The sequence below is a fragment of the Candidatus Margulisiibacteriota bacterium genome (assembly GCA_041661965.1).
Taxonomy (GTDB): domain Bacteria; phylum Margulisbacteria; class WOR-1; order O2-12-FULL-45-9; family XYB2-FULL-48-7; genus XYB2-FULL-45-9.
The window spans coordinates 401,781-428,280 of record JBAZTH010000003.1; the positions used below are offsets into that span (position 1 = coordinate 401,781).

Annotated in this window: 26 protein-coding genes; all 26 read left to right on the forward strand. The window is 53.9% G+C overall.

The features are described 5' to 3' along the window. The first annotated feature begins 4 nt into the window (after positions 1-4). The 26 genes from pstS to glgA all read left to right on the forward strand — a co-directional run bounded on the left by pstS (position 5) and on the right by glgA (position 26,498). A complete protein-coding gene (gene pstS / locus WC772_07745) occupies positions 5-1,036 on the forward strand; it encodes a phosphate ABC transporter substrate-binding protein PstS (GenBank protein MFA6170644.1) in 1,032 nt (343 codons plus the stop codon). Further along, the gene (gene pstC, locus WC772_07750) at positions 1,023-1,943 is read left to right on the forward strand and encodes a phosphate ABC transporter permease subunit PstC (protein ID MFA6170645.1); all 921 of its coding nucleotides are present in this window, start codon (positions 1,023-1,025) and stop codon (positions 1,941-1,943) included. Before pstS ends, pstC (WC772_07750) begins: the two co-directional genes overlap by 14 nt. Next, positions 1,919-2,767, forward strand: a complete 849-nt coding sequence (gene pstA / locus WC772_07755; GenBank protein MFA6170646.1) for a phosphate ABC transporter permease PstA — start codon at positions 1,919-1,921, stop codon at positions 2,765-2,767. The genes pstC (WC772_07750) and pstA (WC772_07755) overlap by 25 nt, the downstream gene beginning before the upstream one ends. Positions 2,768-2,780: 13 nt before the next feature. Then, positions 2,781-3,527: a phosphate ABC transporter ATP-binding protein PstB gene (gene pstB, locus WC772_07760; GenBank protein MFA6170647.1), complete on the forward strand. Its 747-nt coding sequence runs from the start codon at positions 2,781-2,783 to the stop codon at positions 3,525-3,527. Positions 3,528-3,603: 76 nt separating this feature from the next. Next, positions 3,604-4,455, forward strand: coding sequence for a phosphate ABC transporter substrate-binding protein (locus tag WC772_07765; GenBank protein MFA6170648.1), 852 nt, complete (start codon positions 3,604-3,606; stop codon positions 4,453-4,455). Further along, the gene (gene pstC, locus WC772_07770; protein MFA6170649.1) at positions 4,452-5,333 is read left to right on the forward strand and encodes a phosphate ABC transporter permease subunit PstC; all 882 of its coding nucleotides are present in this window, start codon (positions 4,452-4,454) and stop codon (positions 5,331-5,333) included. Before WC772_07765 ends, pstC (WC772_07770) begins: the two co-directional genes overlap by 4 nt. Continuing rightward, positions 5,330-6,178, forward strand: coding sequence for a phosphate ABC transporter permease PstA (gene pstA, locus WC772_07775; GenBank protein MFA6170650.1), 849 nt, complete (start codon positions 5,330-5,332; stop codon positions 6,176-6,178). The genes pstC (WC772_07770) and pstA (WC772_07775) overlap by 4 nt, the downstream gene beginning before the upstream one ends. After that, positions 6,172-6,921, forward strand: a complete 750-nt coding sequence (locus WC772_07780) for a phosphate ABC transporter ATP-binding protein (protein ID MFA6170651.1) — start codon at positions 6,172-6,174, stop codon at positions 6,919-6,921. Before pstA (WC772_07775) ends, WC772_07780 begins: the two co-directional genes overlap by 7 nt. Then, positions 6,921-7,676 (forward strand): phosphate ABC transporter ATP-binding protein PstB, encoded by a 756-nt coding sequence (gene pstB / locus WC772_07785; protein ID MFA6170652.1) that lies wholly within the window; start codon positions 6,921-6,923, stop codon positions 7,674-7,676. Before WC772_07780 ends, pstB (WC772_07785) begins: the two co-directional genes overlap by 1 nt. 14 nt (positions 7,677-7,690) lie before the next feature. Beyond that, positions 7,691-8,365, forward strand: a complete 675-nt coding sequence (gene phoU / locus WC772_07790) for a phosphate signaling complex protein PhoU (GenBank protein ID MFA6170653.1) — start codon at positions 7,691-7,693, stop codon at positions 8,363-8,365. A 68-nt stretch (positions 8,366-8,433) separates the two neighbouring features. Next, positions 8,434-8,811 carry a desulfoferrodoxin gene (locus tag WC772_07795; GenBank protein MFA6170654.1) on the forward strand — a complete coding sequence of 126 codons (378 nt, stop codon included), beginning with the start codon at positions 8,434-8,436 and terminating at the stop codon, positions 8,809-8,811. Between the two features lie 14 nt (positions 8,812-8,825). After that, positions 8,826-8,987 carry a rubredoxin gene (locus WC772_07800; GenBank protein ID MFA6170655.1) on the forward strand — a complete coding sequence of 54 codons (162 nt, stop codon included), beginning with the start codon at positions 8,826-8,828 and terminating at the stop codon, positions 8,985-8,987. Positions 8,988-8,989: 2 nt separating this feature from the next. Continuing rightward, positions 8,990-10,171 carry an FprA family A-type flavoprotein gene (locus tag WC772_07805; protein ID MFA6170656.1) on the forward strand — a complete coding sequence of 394 codons (1,182 nt, stop codon included), beginning with the start codon at positions 8,990-8,992 and terminating at the stop codon, positions 10,169-10,171. Next, entirely contained in the window at positions 10,168-10,590 is a 423-nt protein-coding gene (gene sixA, locus WC772_07810; protein ID MFA6170657.1) for a phosphohistidine phosphatase SixA, read from the forward strand. Before WC772_07805 ends, sixA begins: the two co-directional genes overlap by 4 nt. A 25-nt stretch (positions 10,591-10,615) precedes the next feature. Then, on the forward strand, positions 10,616-11,017 hold the full coding sequence (locus tag WC772_07815) for a DUF559 domain-containing protein (protein MFA6170658.1): 402 nt from the start codon (positions 10,616-10,618) through the stop codon (positions 11,015-11,017). A gap of 471 nt (positions 11,018-11,488) precedes the next feature. Continuing rightward, on the forward strand, positions 11,489-12,217 hold the full coding sequence (locus WC772_07820) for an ATP-binding cassette domain-containing protein (GenBank protein ID MFA6170659.1): 729 nt from the start codon (positions 11,489-11,491) through the stop codon (positions 12,215-12,217). After that, complete coding sequence (locus tag WC772_07825; GenBank protein ID MFA6170660.1) at positions 12,217-13,161, forward strand: SufD family Fe-S cluster assembly protein; 945 nt, start codon at positions 12,217-12,219, stop codon at positions 13,159-13,161. The genes WC772_07820 and WC772_07825 overlap by 1 nt, the downstream gene beginning before the upstream one ends. 4 nt (positions 13,162-13,165) lie before the next feature. Beyond that, on the forward strand, positions 13,166-14,545 hold the full coding sequence (locus WC772_07830; protein MFA6170661.1) for an FAD-dependent thymidylate synthase: 1,380 nt from the start codon (positions 13,166-13,168) through the stop codon (positions 14,543-14,545). Continuing rightward, complete coding sequence (locus WC772_07835; protein ID MFA6170662.1) at positions 14,542-14,664, forward strand: hypothetical protein; 123 nt, start codon at positions 14,542-14,544, stop codon at positions 14,662-14,664. Before WC772_07830 ends, WC772_07835 begins: the two co-directional genes overlap by 4 nt. Further along, positions 14,661-16,841 (forward strand): glycoside hydrolase family 57 protein, encoded by a 2,181-nt coding sequence (locus WC772_07840; GenBank protein ID MFA6170663.1) that lies wholly within the window; start codon positions 14,661-14,663, stop codon positions 16,839-16,841. The genes WC772_07835 and WC772_07840 overlap by 4 nt, the downstream gene beginning before the upstream one ends. Then, entirely contained in the window at positions 16,816-18,978 is a 2,163-nt protein-coding gene (locus WC772_07845; protein ID MFA6170664.1) for an alpha-amylase/4-alpha-glucanotransferase domain-containing protein, read from the forward strand. The genes WC772_07840 and WC772_07845 overlap by 26 nt, the downstream gene beginning before the upstream one ends. 28 nt (positions 18,979-19,006) lie before the next feature. Continuing rightward, positions 19,007-20,047 carry a galactose-1-phosphate uridylyltransferase gene (gene galT, locus WC772_07850; protein ID MFA6170665.1) on the forward strand — a complete coding sequence of 347 codons (1,041 nt, stop codon included), beginning with the start codon at positions 19,007-19,009 and terminating at the stop codon, positions 20,045-20,047. A 24-nt stretch (positions 20,048-20,071) separates the two neighbouring features. Beyond that, positions 20,072-21,031, forward strand: a complete 960-nt coding sequence (locus tag WC772_07855; protein ID MFA6170666.1) for a DUF4912 domain-containing protein — start codon at positions 20,072-20,074, stop codon at positions 21,029-21,031. After that, on the forward strand, positions 21,032-22,618 hold the full coding sequence (locus WC772_07860; GenBank protein ID MFA6170667.1) for a 1,4-alpha-glucan branching protein domain-containing protein: 1,587 nt from the start codon (positions 21,032-21,034) through the stop codon (positions 22,616-22,618). After that, positions 22,615-25,068, forward strand: a complete 2,454-nt coding sequence (locus WC772_07865; GenBank protein ID MFA6170668.1) for a mannose-1-phosphate guanyltransferase — start codon at positions 22,615-22,617, stop codon at positions 25,066-25,068. Before WC772_07860 ends, WC772_07865 begins: the two co-directional genes overlap by 4 nt. After that, the gene (gene glgA / locus WC772_07870; protein ID MFA6170669.1) at positions 25,065-26,498 is read left to right on the forward strand and encodes a glycogen synthase GlgA; all 1,434 of its coding nucleotides are present in this window, start codon (positions 25,065-25,067) and stop codon (positions 26,496-26,498) included. The genes WC772_07865 and glgA overlap by 4 nt, the downstream gene beginning before the upstream one ends. Positions 26,499-26,500 lie beyond the last annotated feature (2 nt).

Consider the following 26,500-nt stretch of genomic DNA (forward strand, 5'->3'; position numbering starts at 1 on the left):
AATTATGATTAAGAAAACAGTTGCCATTGTCATCTCCCTGGTCCTGATTGCCGGCGCGGCGCTGGCCGTTTCCCTGAACGGGGCGGGGGCGACCTTTCCTTACCCGATCTATGTTAAATGGAACAAGATGTTTGCCGACAAAACCGGGACCCAGGTCAATTACCAGGGGATCGGGTCGGGCGGCGGGATCCGTCAGTTTGCCGCTAAGATCACCGACTTCGGCGGGAGCGATGCTCCGATGACCGAGAAGCAGATGTCCGATGCCGGCGGCGATATTCTCCATATTCCGACGGTTATGGGGGCGGTTGCCGTTTCCTATAATCTTCCGGGCGTAAAAGGCTTGCGACTCGATCAAGATACGCTTGGCCGAATATTCCTCGGTCGGATTAAAAAATGGGACGATCCGGCGATCGCCGCGCTTAATCCCGGGGCCGACTTGCCGAGCAAAAGCGTTTTGATCGCGCACCGGAGCGATGGCAGCGGGACGACTCATATTTTTACTTCCTATTTAGCCAAGGTCAGCACTGCCTGGGCGGCCGAAGTGGGGGCGGGGAGCGCCGTCTCCTGGCCAACCGGGATCGGCGGCAAAGGGAATGCCGGCGTCGCGGGAGTGATCAAGGGAAATGAGGGGGCGATCGGTTACGTTGAGCTTTCTTACGCGATCAGCAATGATTTGCCGGTTGTTTCCCTCAAGAACCGGAGCGGTAAATATGTTAAGCCGTCGATTGCTTCAACTACGGCGGCGGCCGACGGAGCGCTCGGTTCAAGCAAGCTGGCCAAACAGATCGCGGCCGGTGATTTTAGGCTTGATCTGACCAACGCTCCCGGCAAGGATTCTTATCCAATAGTCGGGATGACCTGGATATTGGTCAGACAGAAATTGGCGGACGCGGAAAAAGGGAACGCGTTGAAAAACTATCTTAAATGGGCGTTAACGGAAGGACAGCAATACGCTGGTTCGCTTCTTTACGCTCCTTTGCCGGAGAGTATGGCCGACAAAGTTTTGAGGCTGATCAATTCAATTGAGATCGAATAAAGCAATAAGATCGGGGGATGCGGCTTTTAAAGCGATTACTTTGGTTTTCGCGGCCAGCATCCCCTTGCTTCTTTTTTCGCTGATAGCGGTCCTGCTCTTCTGGGCCTGGCCGGCGATCCGTCATTTTGGCTGGGGTTTTATTTTTAGCTCCGCCTGGGACCCGCTGGCCGACAACTACGGCGCGCTCCCTTTTATTTACGGGACCTTGATGTCATCGCTCATTGCCCTGCTGATCGCCGTGCCGCTCGGGCTGGGCTGCGCGATTTTTATTTCGGAGATCTATAGGTCGAAAACGCGCGAGTATATCGCCTTAATGGTGGAACTGCTGGCGGCGATCCCTTCGGTTGTTTACGGCCTCTGGGGGATCTTTGTCCTGGCCCCATTTTCCGCCGCCTATATCCAGCCGGCGCTTAAAAGCGCGTTCGGTTTTTTGCCGTTTTTTCAGGGGCCTACTTCCGGGCCGAGCCTTTTGACCGGCGGGATAATTTTAGCGATCATGATCCTGCCGACCATTACCGCGCTGTCGCGCGAAGTGCTTCAGGCGGTCCCTTACAGTTTGCGGGAATCGGCCATGGCGCTCGGCGCCACCAGGTGGGAGACCTTTAAAACGGCGGTCTTTGGGCCGGCCCGTTCCGGGATTATCGGCGCGATCATTCTTGGCTTAGGCCGGGCGCTGGGAGAGACCATGGCGGTCACGATGGTGATCGGCAATCGGCCGCAAGTTTCCGCGTCGGTCTTCGCGCCGGCTTATTCTCTGGCGGCGGTGATCGCCAACGAGTTCGCTGAAGCGGGGACCGAATTGAACCTCGCGGCCCTGATCGAGCTCGCGCTGGTTCTGCTTATCATTACGATCGCGGTCAACGGTTTGGCAAGGTATTTAGTATGGCAAACGACACTCAAAAGCTGATCCGGGAGATAAAGGAGGGCTGTTTTTTGACGGCCGTTTTTTTAAGCGCGGTGATTGCGGTCCTGCCTTTGATTGCGGTCCTCGGCTATGTTTTTGTTAAAGGGATCGGCGCTTTCGATTGGGCTTTTTTTACCAGACTGCCGGCGCCGGTCGGCGACCCCGGCGGCGGAATGGCCAACGCGATCGTCGGGACTTTTATCCTGGTGGGGCTGGCTTGCCTGGTCGGACTGCCGATCGGGATCTTCGGCGGGATCTGGCTGGCGCAGTACGGATCGGGGAAACGGGGCTTTTTTATCCGCTATTCGGCCGATGTCCTTTCAAGTTTGCCGAGCATTGTCATCGGCATTTTCGCTTACGTGCTGATTGTGGCGACGATGAAGCGCTTTTCGGCGATCGCCGGCGGCTTCGCGCTGGGGATCATTATGATCCCGGTCGTGACCCGGACCACTGAAGAGATGGTGAAAATGGTCCCGCGCACCCTTTATGAGGCGGGTTTGGCGCTCGGTTTGCCGGAGTGGAAGGTTTCCCTGTGGATAGTTTTTCGCACCGCCTGGAACGGGATCTTTACCGGGGTGATCCTGGCGGTAGCCAGGATCATGGGGGAGACCGCTCCGCTGATCTTTACCGCCTTCAATACGATGTATTGGAACCTGCGGATCGATCAGCCGATGGCTTCCATGACCGTGCAGATCTACAATTACGCGATCTCGCCGTTTGACGAGTGGCAGGCTAAAGCCTGGGCCGGCTCGCTCACTCTGGTCTTTATCATATTACTGGTTACGCTGGTCGTAAGAAAATTTTCAAAGAGGGTATATTATGGATAAATTGCCGATCAAAATGAAAGCGTCCGGCTTGAACGCCTGGTTTTCCGGCAAACAGGCGCTCAAAGAAATAAATATGGAGATTTACGCCAACAAGGTAACGGCGGTAATCGGTCCGTCGGGCTGCGGTAAATCAACTTTTGTCCGGAATCTCAACCGACTTCATGAGACGATCCCGGAAGCGGCCGTGGCGGGGCAGGTATTTTTGGATGGGGAAGATATTTTTCGGCCCCGCTATGACCTGGTCGCCCTGCGGCGCAGAGTCGGGATGGTTTTCCAGAAGCCGACCCCGTTTCCTACCATGTCGATTTACGACAACGCGGCGGCGGGGATAAAAATTGCCGGTCGGGTCGACCGGGGGATCCTTGACCAAACGGTCGAGACCGCTTTGAAACAAGCGGCGCTTTGGAGCGAGGTCAAAGACATTCTGGATAAGCCGGGGATCGGCCTTTCCGGCGGACAGCAGCAGCGTTTGTGCATTGCCCGGACCCTGGCGGTCAAACCGGAAGTAATTCTTCTTGATGAGCCTTGCTCCGCGCTCGACCCGATCTCGACCGGCAAGATCGAAGAATTGATCCAGGAGTTGAAGAATGACTATACGATCGTGATCGTGACCCACAACATGCAGCAGGCGGCGCGGGTCGCCGATTTTACCGGGTTTTTCCTGCTCGGCGAACTAATTGAGTTTGGCGTTACCGGTAAAATTTTCACCGCTCCGATCGATAAGCGGACCGAAGATTACGTGACGGGAAGGTTCGGCTAGTTACCGGGTTTTAACATTTATGTAACCTGGATTTAACATTGGTATAAGATAATGAAAACAAAAGATGTCAGGCAAGATGCTCAAAACTATGTTGTTGCTGATCTTGTCGGCCGGTCTGCTTATGACGGCCGGGTGCGGCCGCGGCAACAAGGCTATCCAGATCAAAGGATCGGATACCATGGTTAACCTGGCGGAGGCCTGGACCGAAAGTTATCTGGAAAAATCACCGGAGAGCGCGGTTGCCGTTACCGGCGGTGGTTCGGGCGCCGGGTTTGCTTCCTTGATCAGCGGGACGACCGACATTGCCCTGGCTTCCCGGGAAATGCATCATAAAGAGATCCTGCTGGCCAATAAAAGAGGGGTCTATCCATTGGAGCTGCAGGTCGCCAGCGATGGCATTGTCGTTGTTGTGCACCCTTCGAATCCGATCGAACGCCTGACGATCAAGCAGCTTTCCGACATTTTCACCGGCAAGGTCACCAATTGGCGATCGCTTGGCGGACCTGATAAAAGGATCGTTGCTTTGTCGCGTGAGCGGAACTCCGGCACCCATGTCTTTTTTTTGGAAACGATCGTTAAGCTCGGTCAAAAGAAAAACCCCAACGAATTCGCTTCCGGCGTCCTGATGATGCCGTCTTCCCAATCGGTCGTCGAGGAAGTGATTTCCAATCCGTCGGCGATCGGCTATATCGGGCTCGGTTATTTAAACAAAAAACAAAAAGCCCTGGGGGTCGGCCGAACAGACGCCGGCCCGTTTGTCGTCCCGAACATGTTGACGGTCAAAGAGAACAGGTATCCGATCTCGCGCTCGCTCCTTTTCTACACGAACGGAACGCCGGAGGCCAGGGTCCAATCCTTTATTAATTATGTTTTGAGCCCGGCCGGCCAGGCGATCGTCAAAAAAATGGACTTTGTGCCGATAAAATGAACAAGTGGTTGGAAAAAATAATTGAAAAGTTGATCTTTATTTCCGGGATCGGCTCGATCGTCTTCGTCCTGCTGATCCTCTTTTTCCTGCTTAAAGAAGGGTTGTCGCTTTTTTCTTCGGTCAATGTTCTGGCTTTTCTTTTCGGGACCAACTGGTATCCGATCTCGGAGCCGCCGCAATTCGGGATCCTGCCGCTGATCCTCGGCTCGCTCTGGGTGACTCTCGGGGCGGTCGTGATCGCCGTGCCGCTGGGGATCGGGTCCGCTCTCTACGTGGCGGAAGTCGCCCCCGGCTGGCTGAAAGAGATCTTAAAATCCGGGATCGAGCTCCTGGCCGCCATTCCCAGCATCGTCCTTGGCTTCATCGGGATCGCGACCCTGGCCCCTTTTCTGAAAAACATTTTCAACCTGCCGAGCGGCCTAACGGCGCTGGCCGGTTCGATCATGCTCGCTTTCATGGCGATGCCGACGATCGTCTCGATTATCGAAGATTCGATCAACTCTGTTCCGAAAAGTTACCGCGAAGGTTCGCTGGCCCTTGGCGCGACCCGCTGGCAGACGATCTACCGGGTCATTTTGCCGGCCGCGTCGTCCGGCATCCTGGCGGCGATCATGCTCGGGATCGGCCGGGTAGTGGGTGAAACGATGGCTGTTCTGATGATCACCGGCAATGCGGCGATCCTGCCGACCAGTATTTTACAGCCGGTTCGGACCCTGACGGCGACGATCGCGGCGGAAATGGGAGAGGCGGTCTCCGGCAGTTCCCATTATTACGCTTTGTTCGCGATCGGGATCGTTCTTTTTGTCATCAGCTTTTTAATAAACCTGGTCGCTGATTTCTTCCTGAACCGCGGCAAGAAAAGGAACCGGAAACGATGATCGATTCCAAACTAAAAGAAAAGATCGCTTTTGTTTTGTTGCTGGCGGCGACCATTATCGTGATCGCGCCGGTCGTCTTGATCATGGCCCTTCTTCTTTTTAACGGCTTGCCGGCGATCAGTTTCGACTTTTTGTTTTCCATTCCCAAAGATGGGATGAGGGCGGGGGGGATTTGGCCGGCGATCGTTGGGACCTTATATTTAATGGCGGTGACGGCAGTTTTTTCCATTCCTTTTGGGATCATGGCGGCGATCTATCTGAACGAATACGCTAAACGGAACTGGCTGACCCGGGCGATCGAGCTGGCGATCATCAATTTGGCCGGCGTTCCGTCAATCGTTTACGGTCTTTTCGGCTTGAGCCTTTTCGTCGAATTCCTCGGCTTCGGCGCTTCGATCCTGGCTGGGTCGCTGACCCTGGCGATCATGACCCTGCCGGTCGTTATTACCGCGACGCGGGAGGCGCTCGGTTCCGTTCCCCGTTCTTTCCGCGAAGTCAGTTTTTCTCTTGGCGCTTCGCGCTGGCAGACGGTCCGGCACGTTGTTCTGCCGAACGCGATCCCCGGGATCCTGACCGGGACGATCCTGGGTCTTTCCCGGGCGGCGGGAGAGACCGCGCCGATCCTTTTTACCGTGGCCGCTTTCTATCTGCCGAAACTCCCGACTTCGGTTTACGATCAGGCGATGGCGCTGCCTTATCATATTTATGTTCTTTCCACCCAGGTGCCCAACGTCAGCGTTAAAATGCAGTATGGGACGGTGCTTGTCCTGGTCGGCATCATTTTTATCTTGAACATCGTTGCTTCATACATCAGATCATATTTCAGGAAGAAGAAAACATGGTAAATAAACTTGAGATCAAAGGTTTGAACGTCTGGTATGACGGGGTCCACGCCCTTAAAGAGCTCACCCTCGCGGTCCAGGCCAACGAGATCCTGGGCGTGATCGGACCGTCCAACAGCGGCAAGACCTCGTTTCTCCGCTGCGTTAATCGGCTGAACGATTTGCATAATCATTTTCGGATGGACGGAACGATCAGTCTCGACGGGAAAAATATCCGCGAGCTCGACATCCATCTATTGCGTAAAAGGATCGGGATCGTTTTTGCTTTGCCGTTGCCGCTCCCTTTGTCGGTCTTTGACAATATTGCCTACGGGCCCCGGATGCACGGCGTTAAAAACCGGACCAGGCTTTTGGAAATTGCCGAACGATCACTGCGGGCGGCCGCGATTTGGGATGAAGTTAAAGACCGGCTGGATTGCTCGGCTTTTAAATTATCGGGCGGCCAGCAGCAGCGGCTCTGCATCGCCCGGACCCTGGCGGTCGAACCGGACGTGATCCTCTATGACGAACCGTGTTCCGCGCTCGATCCGATCTCGACCCTGAAGATTGAAGAAGCGATGCGGAATTTAAAAGATTCCTACACTCAAATCCTGGTTACGAACAACGTTAAACAGGCGGCCCGGGTTGCCGACCGGACCGCTTTCTTCCTGATGGGTGAGATGATCGAACTGGCGGAGACCGGCAAGCTCTTTACGACCCCGGCCGATAAACGGACCGAAGATTACATTACAGGCAGGTTCGGCTAATGAAACCGATAATCGAAACGAAAAAACTAAATTTTTACTATGGGTCATTCCACGCTTTGATCGATGTCGAACTCAAGGTCGGACGGAACAGGATCACCAGCCTGATCGGTCCGTCGGGTTGCGGCAAATCGACCTTGCTGCGGGTCTTTAACCGAATGAACGATCTGATCGACGGGGTGACGATGAACGGCAGCGTGACGATCGAAGGGGCGGAGATCGTTGGTCCGCAAGTCGATCTGGTCGATCTGCGCAAGCATGTCGGCATGGTCTTTCAGCGGCCCAACCCGTTTCCCCTCTCGGTCTTTGAAAACGTCGCTTTCGGCTTGCGGATCAGGGGCGAGCGGCGCAAGAGCGTGCTGGAAGAAGCGGTCTATAAGAGCCTGTCGGCGGTCCTGCTGTTCGACGACTTGAAAGACCGGCTGTCACAGGATGCCCTGGAGCTGACCCTGGAGCAGCAGCAGCGGCTTTGTATCGCCCGCTTGATCGCGGTCACGCCCGATATTCTGCTGATGGACGAGATCTGTTCGGCCCTCGATCCCATGGCGACCATGAAAATTGAATCGCTGATGCTGGAATTGAAAAAACAATATACAATAGTCATTGTCACGCACAACATGCAGCAGGCGGCCCGGGTTTCCGATGAATGCGGCTTCATGCTGCTGGGCGAGTTGATCGAGTTCGGCGACACCAAGAAGATTTTTACTTCGCCGGCCGATAAGCGGACCGACGATTACATTACCGGACGGTTCGGTTAATTAAGGAGGAAAAAATGGACCATAAAAGAGTTTTCGATCATGAGATGGGGGAATTAAAAGATACGATCCTGAAAATGGGGGTGATGGTCCAGGGTTTGATCCACAAATCGGTCGAATCACTAAAAAAACTGGACAAGGAGATGGCGGAAGAAGTCGTGAAAGAAGATGAGAACGTCGACCAATTGGAGCTGGAGATCGATGAGAAATGCATTCAGTTGGTCGCCTTGCGCCAGCCCGAAGCCTCGGACCTGCGCTTTTTAATGACCGGGATGCGGATCGCCAACGACCTGGAGAGGATCGGCGACCTGGCGGAAGATATCGCCCAGCGGGCGATCGAACTGGCGGGACGGCCGCTCCTTAAACCGCTGATCGATATCCCGAAAATGGCCAGATTGGCCCAGGAATCGGTCGCCTTAGCCCTAGACGCCTTCGTCAATCGTGATTCGCGAAAGGCCCGGGAGATCTGGGTCAAAGAGAAAGAAGTCGATAAATTACGCGACCTGGTCCACGACGAACTGATCGAGATCATGGGGAAGGATTCCACGGCCGTGCCGCGCGCTATTCCTTTGCTTTTGGTTTCGCGCCATCTGGAGCGGATCTCCGACCACGCGACCAATATCGGCGAGGATGTCGTTTATATGGTGGAAGGCCGGGTGGTTAAGCACAGCGGACGGCAAGACGATCAGTAACTTGAACAAAACGGCGATTTTAGCTAAAATACAGCCGGAAATAACGGCGGACATAAGGGGGATAAATCATGGCAAAACAAATGGGTATTTATAAGTGTGAAGTGTGCGGCAATATCGTGGAAGTCCTGCATAGCGGCGACGGCGAACTGGTCTGTTGCGGTCAGCCGATGAAGGAGATGATTGAGAACACCGTCGATGCCGCCAAGGAAAAACACGTGCCGGTGATCGAAAAAACGCCGAACGGATCTTTGGTCAAGATCGGCGCCGTACCCCATCCGATGGAAGAGAAGCATTACATTGAATGGATCGAGCTGATCGCGGACGGCAAGGCTTACCGGAAATTTCTCAAGCCCGGTGATAAGCCCGAGGCGGAATTTTGTTTGACCGCTGCCGAGGTTGCCGCCCGGGAGTACTGCAACCTGCACGGGCTTTGGTCCGCTAAATAAAAAGGAGACGAGTTGTGAAGAAATATATCTGCACGGTTTGCGGTTATGTTTACGATCCGGCGAAAGGGGACCCCGATTCCGGGGTCGCGCCGGGGACGTCGTTTGAAAGTCTGCCGAACAGCTGGGTCTGCCCGGTCTGCGGCGCGAGCAAAGATCAGTTTAAACCAGAGGGGTAATCATGGCTGTCAGGAAAATTAAAGCCGATATATTTTCAGTTGGAGCGATCGATTTTGACCGGCGGCTGTTCGATGAGCTGATCCCGCTTCCGGAAGGGACCAGCTACAATTCATATTTGATCGTCGGCAGCGAAAAGACCGCTTTGCTCGATACGGTCGATCCGACGAAGGTCGGCGCGCTGGTCGAGAACCTGAACGAATTAAACGTCGGGAAGATCGACTATCTGGTCGCTCATCACGCCGAACAGGACCATTCCGGCTCGATTCCGTTCCTTTTGGAGCTGTTCCCAATGGCCAAGGTCGTGACCAATGCCAAATGCGGGGAGCTTTTGATCTCCCATCTCCGGGTCCCGGCCGAAAAGATCCAGATCGTGGCCGACCGGGAAAAAATATCGTTGGGGAACAAGACCCTGGAGTTTATCCTGGCCCCCTGGGTCCATTGGCCGGAGACGATGTTTACCTACGTCGCGGAAGACAAGATCCTTTTTACCTGTGACTTTCTCGGCTCGCACCTGGCGACCAGCGAACTTTTTGTGTCCGACGAGGCGCACGTCTACCGGGCGGCCAAGCGTTATTTTGCCGAGATTATGATGCCTTTTAGGACGTCGATCAAACAGCACCTGGAAAAATTGAAAGGGCTGAATTTTGAGATCGCCGCCCCCAGCCACGGGCCGGTCTATCAGAACCCTAAAATGATCCTTGAGGCTTACGCTGATTGGGCGGGGGACGCGGTCAAAAACGAGGTTCTCCTGGCTTACGTTTCGATGCATGGCAGTACCCAGGAGATGGCCGAATACCTCATTGATATCCTCATGGCGCGGGGGGTTATCGTCAAGCCTTATAATCTTGCCCGGACCGATATCGGTGAACTGGCGATGGACCTGGTTGACGCGGCGACCGTTGTTATCGGTACCCCGACCGTTTTGGCCGGCCCGCATCCGCTGGCGGCCCACGCCGCTTTCCTGGCTAACGCGCTCCGGCCGAAAACGAAGTTCGTTTCGGTGATCGGTTCGTTCGCCTGGGGTGGTAAGATGGTGGAGAATCTCTCCGCGATGATCGTCAACCTCAAGGTTACGATCATTCCGCCGGTCATCGCTAAAGGGGCCCCCACTGAAACTGACTACGCCGCTTTGGACCGGCTGGCTGATGAGATCGTTAACAACCACCGGGCGATCGGGGTATGAAGCTTTATCTCCTCCGCCACGGCGAAGCGGCCCCAAGCGAAGATTATCCGGACGACTATCTCCGCCCGCTGACCGATAATGGGCGAACGCAGATCCGGGAACTAGCCGGGGAATTGGTGGAAACAGGAATTTCCTTTGACGTTATTGTTTCTTCTCCCTGCGTTCGGGCCTATCAAACGGCGGAGATCGTGGCGGACGCGCTCAAAGAGCGGGACAAAATGTTCGTTGACGACATGCTGGCCCCCGGCTGTACGCTGGGCGATATCCTGGAGATCCTGGAACGAAACCGCCAGTTCGAGCGGATCCTTTGCGTCGGCCATGAGCCGGACTTTGGCGAGATCGCCGGCGAACTGCTTTTCCTCGACGAACCGCGGCCGCTGCGCAAAGGGGAAATGATCGAGATCGAAATCGATAATTAAGCAGCTGCTATTTATCTGAAACCTCATGAAAAAGACTAAAAGAGGCATAATTCCGTACGATGTTAGATTAACCCCAAGGGCTAAAAAACTGCGTCGAGATCAAACCGAAGCAGAAAAAATTTTATGGGAAGTTTTGCGTGGCAAAAAAGTTAACAATTATAAATTCATTAGACAGAAGCCTCTTGGCAGGTTTATCGTCGATTTTTATTGTTCGAAGCTTTTGCTGGGAATAGAAGTTGATGGCAGCAGTCATAACAAAAAGGCTGAATATGACGAGCAAAGAACCGTTTGTTTGGCCAGAAATGGCATAAAAATTATAAGATATTGGAACGAGGAGATCTTTTTTAACTTGGGGAAAATGATTGATGATCTTAACGATAAATTAGCGGCACGTGAAAAGGAATTGAAGGCACTGATAAACCGCTAAATCTTGCCTTACGATTAAAGTGAGAACTTGCGTTTAGCTTTTAACCCCCTGAATCCTGTCTTATCGATTAAAGTAAGAGCTTGCGTCTAGCTTTTAACCCCCTAAATCCTGTCTTATCGATTAAAGTGAGAACTTGCGTTTAGCTTTTAACCCCCTGAATCCCCCTTAACAGGGGGACTTTTTAGTTGGACAATTCCCGTTTAGTTGGTCAATTAATCATTGATCCCTTAAAAAAACTGTTAGTTAACAACAAACTTCCTCCCCTGTTAAGGGGAGGCGCCAAGAAGAGCTGTAAGGGTTGAACATTCTGGTGGGGTTAGTTTCGTTGGCGCAAAACGATAAGTGTAGTGGTTGAACATTCTGGTGGGGTTAGTTCCGTTGGCGCAAAACGATAAGTGTAGGAATTGAATATTCTGGTGTGGTTATTAATGCTACAATACCAGAGGACAGTTATAGGAGATGAGATAATCGGTGGGGTTAAAGATCGAGAATCTAAGTCTGAAGCGGGGCGACAAGCAGATCATCGCCAACATTAGCTTTACGGTCGGCGACGGAGAGATCTTTGGGGTGCTGGGGACCAACGGTGCCGGAAAAAGCTCGTTGGCTTATGTTCTGATGGGGAGCGCCGGTTATGCCCCTGACCGGGGCCGGATTACTTTCAACGGCGAAGATATTACCAATAAAACTATTGATGAACGGGCCAGGCTTGGGCTCACCCTGGCTTGGCAGGAACCGGCCCGTTTCGAAGGGCTTTCCCTCCTCGACTATGTCCTACTCGGCAGCGATAAAAAAGGGCACCTGCTGGCTGAAAAATATCTCGAACAGATGAGGCTTAACCCCAGCGAATACCGGAAACGCGAAGTCGACAAGACCTTGAGCGGGGGCGAGCGGAAAAAAGTCGAATTGGCTTCCATTCTGGCGATGAGACCGAAACTGGCGATCCTGGACGAACCCGATTCCGGGATCGACATGCTCTCGCAAGAGGCGGTCGTCAGTTTGATCAAAGAGATCAAAAATTACGGCGGTTCCGTTATTCTTATTACCCATGACGAAGAAGTCATTAAAGTGGCCGACCGGGCGGCGCTGATGTGCAGCGGCCTGGCTTTTAAGGTCGGCGACCCGCCGGAGATCATCGATTACTACAAACGGAACTGCAAACCTTGTCCGACCAGGGTTTACCCTTCCGCCAAGGATGGCTAATGGATTACACCCAAGAGTATAAAGAATTGCTGGATGTTTATCGACAGGCCGAAGGGAACCCGGCGGTCTTTGCCGATCAGAAAGTGGCCCACTTAGTCGTTCATCAGAACAAGGTGCTGGGCTCTCACCTGGTCCCCGGCCTTGAGGTCTTACCGCGCGAGACCGCTGACGGGGTCGACCTGAAGATCAGGGTCCTTCCCGGAGTGAAGATCGAGTTTCCGGTCCACCTCTGCTTCGGCGTCTTACCGAAAGAAGGAATCCAGCGGATCAACATTGAGACCGAGATCGGCGAGGAGTCCGGGGTTAGCTTGCTTGCCCATTGTATTTTTCCGAACGCTGTCAAGGTCCAGCACCTCATGGAAGCGACGATCATGGTCCGCAAGAACGGCTTTTATCGTTACAACGAGACCCATTTTCATGGGGAAGATGGCGGGGTTGTGGTTGTTCCCAAAGCCCGGATCACTTTAGAAGAAGGCGCTCGTTTGGAGACTTATTTTCAATTGACTAAGGGGAAGGTTGGCCGGCTGGAGATCGATTACGAAGTGGAAGCGGGGGAGAACGCGGTGGCGGAGATGATCGCCAAGGCTTACGGCTACGGCCGGGACCTGGTCAAGATCAAAGAACGCTGCGTTTTAAAAGGGGCCGGTTCACGCGGCATTATTAAAAGCCGGGTCGCGGTCAAAGAAGACGCGGTCAGCGAAGTTTACTCCGAGATCGCCGCTTACGGCCGGCAAGCCAGAGGCCATGTCGACTGCGTCGAGATCATCCAGGGGAGAGCGCGGGCCAGGGCGGTGCCGGTCGTCGATGTCTTTGAGGAGAGCGCGAAGATTACCCACGAGGCGGCGATCGGCAGCGTCGATAAACAGCAATTAGAAACGCTGATGGCCAGGGGAGTGCGTCAGGACGAGGCGGTGGATATCATCATTAAAGGTATGCTAAAATAGCCGCGTGAAAGTACTCCTGGCCGGCTATAACGTTGATGCCGATATCCTGGCTGAATTGACCCGCGGTTCGACGAGAGTTGACCTGACCCCGGAAACGATCTCGGCCGCTTATGCCAGGATCTCTCGCGATCCCCGTCCGGTCGATGAACTGCGAACTATTTCCCGGGCCGAAGTCGAAAAAGCCCGCCGCTCCAACACTAAAATCGTTTTTGATATGGGTCATTCCTCGGTCGCCGAACACGCCGTTTTTAATTTCGATATTATCGACCTTTCCCGCCTGGCGATGGAAGAGCTGGAAAAATTCCGTTTCGCTTCCTACACCGAAAAATCCCAGCGTTATCAAAAACTGGAAGATAATTATCATTTGCCGGAGGAGTTTAAAGGGACCGATTTCGAGAAGCCGTTCGTCGCGCTGGTCGAAAAACAGAACCAAACTTACAAAGCGCTGCTCGACCGGGGGATCGAACCGGAAGACGCCCGCTATGCCACTTCGCTTGCCACCAACGGCCAGCTTGGCCTGACCGTTAACGCCCGGACCCTGGAGCTGATGATCCGGCGGTTCGCTTCCAGCGAACTGGCTGAAGTCAGAACTCTGGGTAAAACATTGTATGAATTGGCCGCCAAAGTCGCGCCGTCGCTGATCCGCTACACCGAAGCGACCGCTTACGAATCGCTGACCGCCCGGGAATTGCGGCAATATTTTGCCGGACGTTGGGAGCGAAAACGGCGGGTTTCCCAGGTTTGCGACTTGATCGATTACAGCAAAGACGCCGATTTGAAACTGGTCGGCTCCCTGCTCCATTCAACTTCGACGATCTCTTTCCGCAATTGCCGCCGGATCGTAAAAGAGATGTCAAAGGCTGAACGGGAAGAAGCGGTCAAAAAAGCCTGCCGCCACCTAAAGCTTTACCATGGTGTTTTGCGTGAGTTCGAACATGTCACCTTAACTTTTGACCTGGTGATGTCGGCTGGTTGTTTCGCTCAAATGAAACGTCATCGCCCGGCGACCCTGACCGCCCAGCGTTACGAGCCGGCTTTGGGGGTGACGGTCCCGGCCAAGATCAAAGGCGGCGAGTTTGCCGAACTGATTAAAGAGACCGACGCATTATACAATAAGCTGGTCAAACAATTCCCGGCCGCCGCGCAATATCTTTTGACCGGCGCCCATCGCCGCCGGGTTTTGTTGTCTCTTAATGCCCGGGAGCTCTATCATATCTCCCGTTTGCGGGAAGACGCCCACGCCCAGTGGGATATTCGCGACCTGTCCGCGGCGATGACCAAATTGGCCAAAGAAGCGATGCCGTTGACAATGCTGCTCATTGGCGGCAAGGACCGTTTTGCCGAGATCCATCAAGCTGTTTATGGAGGAGGTGGTGGCGAATGAATACGGCAATTGTTATAACCTTGATTATTTGCGGGACGATTTTTATGATCACGGTCGTGGCGCTGATCTTCGCGATGTGGGTGATCAATAAAGGGGTTGCGATGTCGGAGAAGAGATGAAAAATCCGGTTTCTTTAGCGCTGGTCTGGCACATGCACCAGCCGTTTTACAAGGATCTGGTGACCGGGGAGTACGTCATGCCCTGGGTCAGGATGCACGCCGTCAAGGATTATTACGACATGGTCGCGGTCCTCGACCGCTTCCCGGAAGTTAAGGTCACTTTCAATCTCGTTCCGTCGCTTCTTTTGCAGATCGAAGATTACGTCACCCACAACGCTACGGACGTCCTGCTCGATCTGACCAGAAAAAATCCCTCCGATTTGACCCAGCACGATCGGGTCCTGATGCTGCAGTATTTTTTCATGGCCAATTGGGACACGATGGTCCATCCTTATCCCCGTTACCGCGATCTCCTTTTGAAGCGCGGCCGTTTCGTTTCCCAGACGGAGCTGGCCAAGGTCGCCAAGCGCTTTTCGCCGCAGGAACTGCTCGACCTTCAGGTCTGGTTCAACCTGACCTGGTTCGGTTTTATTTACCGGAACGAGGACGAGGAGATCAAAGGTTTGATCGCCAAAGGGAAATATTTTTCCAGCGAAGACAAGAAGGTCGTCATTGCCAAACAATGGGAGGTCATGGGGAAGGTCATTCCGAAATATAAAGAGCTTAGCGGGCGCGGACAGATCGAACTGACCACGACGCCGTTTTATCACCCGATCCTGCCGCTCCTTTGCGATACCAATGTCGCCAAAGAGGCGATGCCGTTCATGAAGTCGCCGCCGTCGGCCTTTCAGCACCCTGAAGACGCCGCCGCCCAGATTCAGCAGGCGGTCGATTTTTTTGCCGACCGGTTTGGGGACAAACCTGTTGGGATGTGGCCGTCGGAAGGGTCAGTCTCGGAGGCGATGGTCCCGCTGATCGCCCGCTCCGGTTTGAAATGGATCGCGACCGACGAAGGGATCCTGGAACGCTCCCTTCACAAGATCGAGATGCGGGCCAGGACCTTAGCCGCTGCCGATCTTTATCAGCCTTATCTGGTCGAACAGGACGGGACCCAGGTCGCCATGATCTTCCGCAACCACTTCTTGTCCGACCAGATCGGCTTTGTTTATCAGCGCTGGAACGTCCACGATTCGATCCGCGATTTTTCTTCCCATCTTCATAACATTCGGATCAGCTTGCCTGATGACGGCAAAAACTATCTGGTCCCGGTCGTCCTGGACGGCGAGAACGCCTGGGAGTATTATCCCGACGGCGGCAAGTCTTTCCTGGAAAGTTTTTACGCCAATTTGGCCGCCAACCACGAAATCCGCTCGGTTAGGGTCTGCGATTACATTAAGGAAAATCCGCCGCAAAAGAAACTCTCCCGGCTTTTTGCCGGTTCCTGGATCAACAGCAATTTTAAGATCTGGATCGGGCATGACGAAGATAATTCGGCCTGGGACTATCTCAATAAAGCCCGGTTGGCTCTGGAGCCGTTCAGTAAAGCGGATTTCCCCGCCGCCTGGCAGGAGCTCTACATTGCCGAAGGATCCGATTGGTGCTGGTGGTACGGCGACGACCACTCGTCCGAGAACGACGCGCTTTTCGATTCGCTTTTCCGCAAACACTTAAAGAATATTTATACGCTGATCGGCCGGACCCCCCCCAAATATCTGGAGTCGCCCATCAAGCAGTTGTCGCGGCCGATCCGTCCGTTAAAGGAACCGGCTTATTTGATCAATCCGGTCCTCGACGGAGAAGTGACCAGTTATTACGAATGGCTGTCGGCCGGTCTCTTTGATATCTCGAAAGCGCGCGGCGCGATGCACCAGATCGAAACGCTCCTGCGCGAGATCCATTACGGCTTCAGCATGAGCGACCTTTTTGTTCGCCTCGGGCTCAATATTTCGATGTATTCCGAGGAAGCGAAGACCTTCTCTTTCGCGGTTATCTTTTCTCACCCGGCGGAAAAAAAGTTCGAGATCTCATACGATCCGGAATTGAAGTACTTTGTCGCTAAATTATATAAAATGGACAACCACTGGGTTTTTGAGCGGGAGATGCGCTCCTTCGGCATTGCCCGGATCATCGAACTGGGGATCCCTTTCAGTTATCTTGAGGCCAAGCCGAACGATCCTCTTGAATTCGTCGTCGTTGTTTACAAGGACGGCCAGGAAGTCGAGCGCTGGCCCAAAGGCGGTGGTATAAATGTCGCCGTGCCGACCGACACCTATGAACAAGAACAGTGGACCGTCTGAAATGCGGCAAGTCGACCTGCTTTTCGCCGTCCATTGCCATCAGCCGGTAGGGAACCTCGAGTCGGTCATTGAAGAGGCCTACGAGCGATCTTACCTTCCCTTTATCCAAACGATGCGGGAACATCCCCGGATAAAATTTGCCGCCCACTACAGCGGGATCCTCCTGGAATGGTTCAAGGAAAAGCACCCTGAATTTATCGATTTGTTGAAAGAACTGGTCAAAAAAGGGCAGTTGGAGCTTTTAACTTCCGGTCATTACGAGCCGATCCTCTCTCTGATCCCGGACGAAGATAAACTGGGGCAGATCAAACTGCAAAATGACACTTTAAAGACGATGTTCGGGCTCGCGCCGCGCGGCTTCTGGCTTTCCGAGCGGGTTTGGGAACCGCAACTTCCCAAAGTCCTGGCCCAATCCGGCGTTGAGTATACGCTGCTTGATGATTCGCATTTCCTGGCGGCCGGGTTGGAAAAAGAAAAGCTGAACGGTTATTACATTACGGAAGAGGAGGGGGAAGTCGTCAGGGTCTTCCCGATCAGCCGGGCCCTTCGCTACGCCATTCCCTTCAAAAAGCCGGATGACGTTCTCGATTATTTAAAATCAATGTCGGAGCGGGGCCAAACCCTGGCGGTCATTGCCGATGACGGAGAGAAATTCGGACTCTGGCCGGGAACGCAGAAAAAAGTTTTTGCCGGCGGTTATCTTGAGAAACTGCTGACCCTGATCGAAAAGACCGGCTGGCTGCGGACCACCAGTTTTTCCGATTATCTGGAAGAGAACCAGCCGGTCGGCCGGGTCTATTTGCCGGCCAGCTCCTATTTTGAGATGATGGACTGGTCTCTTCCCCCCGCGGCCGAGAAAAAATTCAAACAGATTACCGACGACCTGAAGCAGAACGGCCTCCTGGAAGATTTCCTGCCGTTTCTAAGCGGCGGTTCCTTCCGCAACTTTCTGGTTAAATATCCGGAGTCGAACCTGATGCACAAGCGGATGCTCCAGGCCAGCGACCGCCTTGCCCGCTTAAAAAAGGGGAAGTCTCTGCTGGGAGAAAAAGAATTTGAAAGCCGGATCAAGGAAGCGGAAATAGCCCTTTACAAGAGCCAGTGCGGTTGCGCTTACTGGCATGGCGTTTTCAGCGGGATCTATTTGAACTTTCTGCGCCACGCGGTCTACGAAAACATTCTCAAGGCGGAAGCGGTCATGGAAGGGCAGGCCAGAGGGAAGGATGATTATGCCGACGTGGCGATCACCGATTTTGACCGGGACGGTCGGGAAGAAGTAGTGCTGGCCAACAGTTTTCTTAATCTTTATTTTTCTCCGGAGCAGGGGGGGGCGCTTTTCGAGCTCGATTATAAACCGAAAAACTTCAACCTGATCAACACGCTGGCCCGCCGCGAGGAAGCCTATCATGAAAAGCTTAATCCTCCGGTCTGGGAAAAACAGCCGGAATTTCCGGAGTCGACCAAGAAGATAGTCGAGCAGGCGAAGCTTAAAGGCTATGACAAATTGCTGACCTATGACCGCCACCCCCGGTTTTGCCTGATCGACCATTTTTTAGGCGAGGGGACCAGCTTGGACAGCTTCAGCCGGAATAAATTCCGGGAAGAAGGGGATTTCGCGGGGAGCCGGTTTGACTATATGCCGCAGCGGCGGGGGAACGAGGTCCTTATCCGCTTAAAGCGGGATGGGAAGGTCGGCGGCAATGCGGTCCGGGTGGAAAAAGAGATCTCGATCCTGGCCAAGCAATCGATTGTCAATATAATGTATGATCTTAGCAATATCAGCAGTGAAGTCGTTCACCTCTGGTTTGGGACGGAGTTTAATTTTTCTTTTTTAGCGGGAAATTCCAGCGATAGGTATTATAAGATCGACGGAGTGGACAACTCGATCCTGGAAAGTTCCGGTCGTTCGGAGAATGTTTCCCTGGCTGGAATTGTTGACGAATGGAAAGGTTTTAGTGTATCATTGGCCCTGGATCGACCGGCCGCGCTGTGGCGTTTTCCGATCGAAACAATTTCCGTTTCCGAGTCCGGTTTTGAAAAGAATTTTCAGAGTTCGGTCTTGTTTCCGAATTGGAAGATTAGCCTTCAACCGGGCGAAAAATGGAAGATAAAGATAGCCTTGCGTATTGAGAGTTGAGCCTTTATTTCTAAAAGGAGGATTTTAAATGCCAGAGCTTCGAAAAGATCCGATATCCGATCGTTGGGTGATTGTTTCCACCGAAAGGGGACGCCGCCCATCCGATTTTGGTGCCACCCCGACTATTGAAAGCGCGGCTGAAGCCGCGAAGTTCTGCCCTTTTGATGAAGGGAACGAAAGCAAAACCCCCAAAGAGATCATCGCCTGGAGAAAACCCAATACCGCGCCCGATACCCCTGGCTGGGATGTTCGCGTTACCCCCAATAAGTTCCCGGCGCTGGTGATCGAAGGGGAGGTCAACCGGACCGGCATGGGGATTTTCGACATGATGAGCGGGATTGGCGCGCATGAAGTTATCATTGAAACCCCCAACCACAATCTGGGGATTGCCGACATGGAAGAAGCTCATATCGAGAAGATCCTCTGGGCCTATAAACAGCGGATCGTTGATCTGGAAAAAGATAAACGCTTCCGCTATATCCTGGTCTTTAAGAATTACGGGACCGCGGCCGGGGCATCCCTGGCCCATCCTCATTCCCAGTTGATCGCCACGCCGATCACCCCTCGCTACGTTAAGCTCGAGTTGGCCTCGGCCCGTTCTTACTTTCTGGAGAAAGAGCGCTGTATCTTTTGCGACATGATCCGCCAGGAACTGGGGACCGGCGAGCGGATGGTCTACGAGAACGAGTATTTTGTTGCCTTTACTCCCTTTGCTTCCCGCTTTCCGTTCGAGATCTGGCTGATGCCGCGGCGCCATGAATCCGGGTTCCAGGAGTTGCCGGATGAGGAACGGATGCAGCTGGCCCGTTGTCTAAAAGATGTCATGCTCCGCTTGAAAAAGACCTTGAACGATCCGCCGTATAATTACGTCGTTCATACCGCGCCCAACTCGGTCCCGCGGCCGGGTAAACCTGATTACTGGGGGACCATCGGTTATGATTTCCACTGGCATATCGAGATCATCCCCCGCTTAACCAAACAAGCCGGCTTTGAGTGGGGGTCTGGACTGTACATCAATCCGACCGCGCCGGAAGAAGCGGCCAAGTATCTCCGGGAGGTCAAGATTTAGACCCGATCAAAGAGGTGGTTACCAATGCCCAGAAAGAAAAAAGTTATTACGGCCGAAACGATCATTACCAGGAAAAAGTCGGCTAAAAAAAAGTCTCCGGCCAAGAAACTGACCGCGCTGGCCGCCGCTAAACCAAAACGCAAGCCACGAATAAAAAAACCAGCAGTTATTCCTTTTCCGATCGGGAATGAAGAACGGATCGAAGAGAGCAAGTATTACGCCGGGCCGGTCATGCAGAAGTTCGCTCCGGAAAAAGGTTTTGAGTTCCCGGCCAGTTACGGCGATAACCGGATCGTGGCGATGGTCCGCGATCCAGCCTGGTTTTTTGCCTATTGGGAAATCAGCCGGCAGCGCCGGGATGAGATCCGCCAAATGGTTGGTCACGATCAGTTTGTCCGGTCGCGCGAAACGCTCCGCGTCTATGATACCGAAAACTGGAATTATTTTGATATTCACCTCGCCGGCGGCGCGACCAGCTGGTATATCAAGGTTGCCCCCAACCGGACTTATTGCGTCGACATCGGCTTTCTGCTCCCAGACGGCCGCTTTATCGCCGCCGCCCGTTCCAATTGGGTGACTATGCCGCTTGACCGGATGTCCGATATCATCGATGAAGAATGGCTGACCCTTGATTGGGACAAGCTCTACGCGCTTTCCGGCGGCTTCGGCCAAGGCCTCGGCCAAGGGTCGCAGGAGATCAGGAAGTCCGCTTCCGGCTGGGTCTCTTCCGGTTCCGCCCAGGCGCCAAAGCCGGAGCGGCCGTTCTGGCTGGCCGCCAACTGCGAACTGATCGTTTACGGCGCGACCGAACCGAGCGCGACCGTGACGATCCAGGGGCGCAAGATCGACCTGCGTGACGACGGGACCTTTAGTCTCCGCTTTTCTCTCCCCGACGGCAATCAGGTGATCCCGATCGAAGCGATCCGCGATGACGGCGCCGAGCGCCGGCAGATCACCCCCAAAGTTGAGAGAAGAACCGAATAAATGGAAAAGGGTTATTTAGCCTTAGTCCTGCACGCCCATTTACCGTTCGTCCGCCATCCCGAACACGAAGAGTTCCTCGAAGAAGATTGGCTGTTCGAGGCGATCACCGAAACATATATCCCGCTGTTAAAGGTTTTTGAAGGGCTGGTTAACGACGGGGTTGATTTCCGCCTGACCATGTCGATCACGCCGACCCTTGGCTCGATGCTGATGGACCCGCTCCTCCAGGAACGCTATCTGAAACATATCGAGAGCCTGATCGAGTTGAGCGCCAGGGAAATGGAGCGGACCCGCTGGCAGCCGGAATTTTTCTCCCTGGCGGAAATGTACCATCACTTGTTCCTCGATTGCCGCGACCGCTTCGTCAATAAATATCACCGCAATCTGGTCCACGCTTTCAAAAAATTCCAGGACCTCGGCAAACTGGAGATCCTTACCTGCGGCGCGACCCACGGTTTCCTGCCGCTGATGGAAAACAATCCGAACGCGGTTAGGGCGCAGATCAAAGTTGCCGCCGCTCATTACGAGCAGCTGTTCGGCCGCCGGCCGCGCGGCATCTGGCTGCCGGAATGCGGTTATCAGCCGGGGCATGATGAATTCTTAAAGGAAGAGGGGATCGGATTCTTTCTAGTCGATACGCACGGAATTCTGCACGGGACCCCGCGGCCGAAGTACGGGGTTTTCGCGCCGGTCTACTGCCGCTCCGGCGTGGCCGCTTTCGGCCGGGACATGGAGTCGTCCAAAGCGGTTTGGAGCGCCAATGAAGGGTATCCCGGCGATTACAACTACCGGGAATTCTATCGCGATATCGGCTTCGACCTTGATTATGATTATATCCGGCCGTACATCCACAGCGATGGGACCAGGATCAATACCGGGATTAAGTATTACCGGATCTCCGGCCGGATGGACCTGGCCCAGAAACATCCTTATGTCCGGCAGTGGGCGCTCGATCGGGCAGCCGACCATGCCGGTAATTTTCTTTTCAATCGGGCCAAGCAAGTTGAGCATCTTTACAATTATCTTGGCCGGAAGCCGATCGTGGTCTCGCCGTATGATGCCGAGTTGTACGGCCACTGGTGGTACGAAGGCCCGGATTGGCTGAACTTCCTTTTCCGGAAAATGTATCATGACCAGGATGTCATCAAGCCGGTCACCCTGGCCGAATATTTGGAAAACAATCCCAAAAACCAGGTCGTGACGCCGTCCTTTTCTTCCTGGGGGTGGAAAGGATACAACGAATATTGGCTCGAAGGTTCAAACGATTGGATCTACCGCCATCTCCATAAAGCGGCCGACCGGATGGTCGAGCTGGCCAAACGCCATCCCAATGCCGACGGGGTTTTGCGCCGGGCGCTAAACCAGGCGGCGAGAGAGGTCCTGCTCGCCCAGTCGTCCGACTGGGCCTTCATCATGAAGACCGGGACCTGCGTTTCCTACGCGGTCAAACGGACCCAAGACCATATTGAACGCTTTACCGTTCTGTACGATCAGATCAATAACAATTCACTCGATGAGAATTGGCTGGGAGATATCGAGTCTAAAGATAATATTTTTCAAAATATCGATTACAGGGCGTATTTATGAGGGCGGTCATACTGGCCGGTGGGCTAGGGACAAGGCTTCATCCGCTGACGGTTAATCTGCCGAAGCCGATGGTCCCGGTCATTAACCAGCCGTTGATGCAGTATGCCCTGCGTCATCTGAAGGAAAATGGTTTCGGCGAGATCACCGCCATGCTTTACCATCAGCCGGAGATCATAAAAAACTATTTTGGAGACGGGGGGAAGTTCGGCGTCAAACTCTCATACCTGGAGGCCAAAGAGGACCTCGGCACCGCCGGCGCGGTCCGTTTGGCGGCGGTTAACTTTGACGACACTTTCCTGGTCAGCAGCGCCGACGTCCTCACCGATTTTGATCTTACGGCGGCGGTCGACTTCCACCGGGCGAAAAAATCGCAAGCGACCCTGGTCTTGACCCGGGTGAAAAATCCGGTCCAATACGGGATCGTCATTCTCAATAAAGACGGCAGCGTCAAACATTTCCTCGAAAAACCTTCTCCGAGCGAGATCTTTTCCGATACGGTCAATTGCGGGATCTACATCCTGGAACCCGAAGTCATGGCCCTGATCCCGCCCGGGCGACCGTTCGACTTCAGCCTCGATCTTTTTCCTTTGTTGTTAAGTAAGGGGATCCCGCTTTTTGGTTACATCGCGGAGGGCCGTTGGAAGGATATCGGCAGTCTTTATGAATACGGCATGGCGACGGCCGATATCTTGAAAGAGGATGAACAGTTGATCGATAAAAGCGCTCGGGTCGCCGGTTCGGTGAAAAAGAACAAAATCGTGGTCGTCGGCGCCGGCTCGTTTGTGGCCGACGGCGCGGTGTTGGAAAACGTTTGTATCGGCCGCAACTGCCAGATCGGCCATAATACGGTCTTGCGTTATGTGGTTCTTTGGGATAACGTGATCCTCGGCAATGAAGTGCATTGCGATCAGACGATCATTGGCCGGGGGGCCGTGATCGGCGATGGGAGCTTGATCGAAGAAGGGGTCGTCATCGGCGACGAATGCATGATCGGCAAGGAAACCAACATTAAACCTTACGTCAAGATCTGGCCGAAAAAGGTGATCGAAGAAGGGGCGACCGTTTCGCGGTCGATGGTTTGGCGCGAGCGCTGGAAAAAAGGGATCTTCGGACCGTTCGGCGTCAACGGCCTTTGCAATGTCGAGATAACTCCCGAATTCGCGGCGACCCTGGGGGCCGCCTACGGTTCGACCCTGGGGAAGGGTTCGCAGATCAGCACCTCCCGCGATTCCCATCCCGCCTCCCGGATGATCTACCGGGCGCTTCTCTCCGGCGTCCTTTCGGCCGGGGTCGACGTCTCCGATCTGGAAATGATCCCGATCCCGGTCAATCGCTACGAACTGAAAGCGCTGAAGAACCGGGGAGGCTTTCACGTCCGCAAATCGCCTTATGACAATAACGTGATCGACATTAAATTCTTTGACGAGAACGGGATGGACCTGGCTTCGACCAGGGAAAAGAAAATTGAACGGCTCTTCTTCAGCGAAGAATTTACCCGCGCCGACATCAGTGAGGTCGGTGAACTTTCTTTTCCGTTCCACCGGGTGACCGAATATTACAAGGACGGAATGATCAGCGCTCTGGACAAGGAGCTGATCCGCAACGCTAATCTGCGGGTGGTGGTCGATTACGCCTATAGTTCGGCGTCGCAGATCTTTCCTTCGATCCTGGGGGAACTGGGGATCGACGTTATCGCCCTTAATGCCCACATTGACGAGACCAAGATCACCAAAAGCAAGGCGATGTTCGACAAGGAATTGTCGCAGCTCTCCCAGATCGTGAAATCGCTCAACGCCGACCTTGGGATCATGCTCGATACCGGCGCGGAAAAGGTCTTTCTCTGCGACGAAAAGGGACGGATCCTGGACGGCGACCTGGAACTCGCGGTGATGACGATCCTGATGTGCCGCGGCCGACCGGGGGGGCAGATCGCGGTCCCGGTCAAAGCCAGCCGGGTGATCGACGAACTGGCTGGTAAATACGGCGTTCAAGTGGTCAGGACCCGGACCAGCGTCCGGGCGATGATGGAGAAATGCCAGAAGGGGAACACTTATTTCTTCGGCGAGACCCTGGGCGGCTTTATTTTCCCCGGGTTCCAATGCGCCTTTGACGCGATGTTCACTTCGGTGAAGTTGATCGAGATCCTGGCCAAACAACGGGTCAAGCTTTCGGCCGTGGCCGATGAAGTCCCGAAGATCAGGATGTATTCCAAGGAGATCTCCTGCGCCGCCGAGAACAAAGGAAAGGTCCTCCGCTCGATCGTCGACGGGATCGGCGAGGCGGAAGTTGACCTGACCGACGGCGTCAAGGTCTTTCACGGGCAGGATTGGGTCCTGATCCTGCCGGACCCGGTCCGGCCGGTCATCAATATCTACGCTGAAGCCGATCGGGACGACCAGGCGCAAAAATTGGCCGAACGGTACATTGAAAGGATTGATGCCGTCCTATGAAGATCTTTTATATCTCTTCGGAGGTCGTGCCGTTCGCTAAGACCGGCGGCTTGGCCGATGTGGCCGGCGCCCTTCCCAAGGCCTTGAAAACCATCGGTCACGATGTTCGGATTTTCATGCCGCGTTATAAGGCGGTCGATCAGGAAAAATATGATTTAAAAAAGATCGCGCCACAGATCTTTGAAGGGCGAATTCCCGGCACTGAAGTGATTGTTTATTTTTTCGATGATCCGACGTTCTTTGGCCGGCGCGAAGGTCTTTATCAGCTCAAAGGGGTCGATTACGAGGATAATCTGGAGCGATTTTCCGCTTTTTGCGCCGCCGCCCTCCCATTCCTTAAAACACTGAACTGGCGGCCGGATATTATTCATTGTAATGATTGGCAATCAGCTTTGGTCCTTGCCCACCTAAAGAACCTCTCCCGCGACGACCCATTTTTTGCCCGGACCGCGACCGTTTATTCGGTCCACAACATGGCTTATCTGGGTCTTTTTCCAAAAGAAAAACTGGCGGTGACCGGTCTGGGTAAAGAGGTCTTTAAACAAGACGGCCTTGAATTTTGGGGCCAGATCGCCCTGACCAAGGCCGGCTTTGTTTACGCCGACGTTATCAACACCGTTTCCGAAACTTATGCCAAGGAGATCCAAACGCCCGAATACGGCGCCGGATTGGACGGGCTCCTGCGTGCCCGCGCCAGGGATGTTTTTGGTATCATTAACGGGATCGATTATGAGATCTGGAACCCGGCGACCGATAAGAATATCGTTAAACGTTATAGTCCGGCGACGATCTTCCTGAAAGCCGAAAATAAATTGGAGCTGCAGCGCCAAAACAAACTTCCGGAGAACAAAGAGATTCCGATCATCGGCCTGGTCACCAGGCTGGCGGACCAGAAAGGTTTTGATATTTTTTCCGCCGCGCTTGATGAGATCATGGCGCTTGGCTGCCAGGTGGTGATCCTGGGGACCGGCGATCAGAAGTATCATGAGCTTCTTTTACGGGAGCAAGCCCGTTTTCCGGAGAAGATCGCCGTCAACCTGACCTTTGACGCCTTGCTGGCGGAATTGATCTATGCCGGCGCCGACATGTTCCTGATGCCGAGCCTTTACGAGCCGTGCGGCCTGGGCCAGCTGATCAGTTTTAAATATGGGACGATTCCGATCGTCCGGCGGACCGGCGGGTTGGCCGACACGGTTGGCGATTTCGATCCGGTCATCGGCAAGGGAGAAGGTTTTGTTTTTGCGCAATACAGCGCCGCCGCTCTGATCGACGCGGTCAAAAGGGCGCTCGGGGCTTATCAGAAAAAAGAGTTATGGGAGACCCTGCAAAAGCGGGTCATGAACCTTGATTATTCCTGGGATGCTTCGGCCAAAAAATATGTTTCGCTCTACATGAAGGCGTTAAAGAAGGTCGGGATCGCCGCGTTATAAAA

Bases quoted from the DNA above. Each gene is read 5' to 3' on its own strand.
- pstS (MFA6170644.1), top strand. From the start codon at position 5: ATGATTAAGAAAACAGTTGCCATTGTCATCTCCCTGGTCCTGATTGCC.
- pstA (MFA6170646.1), top strand. From the start codon at position 1,919: ATGGCAAACGACACTCAAAAGCTGATCCGGGAGATAAAGGAGGGCTGT.
- pstB (MFA6170647.1), top strand. From the start codon at position 2,781: ATGAAAGCGTCCGGCTTGAACGCCTGGTTTTCCGGCAAACAGGCGCTC.
- WC772_07765 (MFA6170648.1), top strand. From the start codon at position 3,604: ATGCTCAAAACTATGTTGTTGCTGATCTTGTCGGCCGGTCTGCTTATG.
- pstC (MFA6170649.1), top strand. From the start codon at position 4,452: ATGAACAAGTGGTTGGAAAAAATAATTGAAAAGTTGATCTTTATTTCC.
- pstA (MFA6170650.1), top strand. From the start codon at position 5,330: ATGATCGATTCCAAACTAAAAGAAAAGATCGCTTTTGTTTTGTTGCTG.
- WC772_07780 (MFA6170651.1), top strand. From the start codon at position 6,172: ATGGTAAATAAACTTGAGATCAAAGGTTTGAACGTCTGGTATGACGGG.
- pstB (MFA6170652.1), top strand. From the start codon at position 6,921: ATGAAACCGATAATCGAAACGAAAAAACTAAATTTTTACTATGGGTCA.
- phoU (MFA6170653.1), top strand. From the start codon at position 7,691: ATGGACCATAAAAGAGTTTTCGATCATGAGATGGGGGAATTAAAAGAT.
- WC772_07795 (MFA6170654.1), top strand. From the start codon at position 8,434: ATGGCAAAACAAATGGGTATTTATAAGTGTGAAGTGTGCGGCAATATC.
- WC772_07805 (MFA6170656.1), top strand. From the start codon at position 8,990: ATGGCTGTCAGGAAAATTAAAGCCGATATATTTTCAGTTGGAGCGATC.
- sixA (MFA6170657.1), top strand. From the start codon at position 10,168: ATGAAGCTTTATCTCCTCCGCCACGGCGAAGCGGCCCCAAGCGAAGAT.
- WC772_07815 (MFA6170658.1), top strand. From the start codon at position 10,616: ATGAAAAAGACTAAAAGAGGCATAATTCCGTACGATGTTAGATTAACC.
- WC772_07825 (MFA6170660.1), top strand. From the start codon at position 12,217: ATGGATTACACCCAAGAGTATAAAGAATTGCTGGATGTTTATCGACAG.
- WC772_07835 (MFA6170662.1), top strand. From the start codon at position 14,542: ATGAATACGGCAATTGTTATAACCTTGATTATTTGCGGGACGATTTTT.
- WC772_07840 (MFA6170663.1), top strand. From the start codon at position 14,661: ATGAAAAATCCGGTTTCTTTAGCGCTGGTCTGGCACATGCACCAGCCG.
- WC772_07845 (MFA6170664.1), top strand. From the start codon at position 16,816: ATGAACAAGAACAGTGGACCGTCTGAAATGCGGCAAGTCGACCTGCTT.
- galT (MFA6170665.1), top strand. From the start codon at position 19,007: ATGCCAGAGCTTCGAAAAGATCCGATATCCGATCGTTGGGTGATTGTT.
- WC772_07855 (MFA6170666.1), top strand. From the start codon at position 20,072: ATGCCCAGAAAGAAAAAAGTTATTACGGCCGAAACGATCATTACCAGG.
- WC772_07860 (MFA6170667.1), top strand. From the start codon at position 21,032: ATGGAAAAGGGTTATTTAGCCTTAGTCCTGCACGCCCATTTACCGTTC.
- WC772_07865 (MFA6170668.1), top strand. From the start codon at position 22,615: ATGAGGGCGGTCATACTGGCCGGTGGGCTAGGGACAAGGCTTCATCCG.
- glgA (MFA6170669.1), top strand. From the start codon at position 25,065: ATGAAGATCTTTTATATCTCTTCGGAGGTCGTGCCGTTCGCTAAGACC.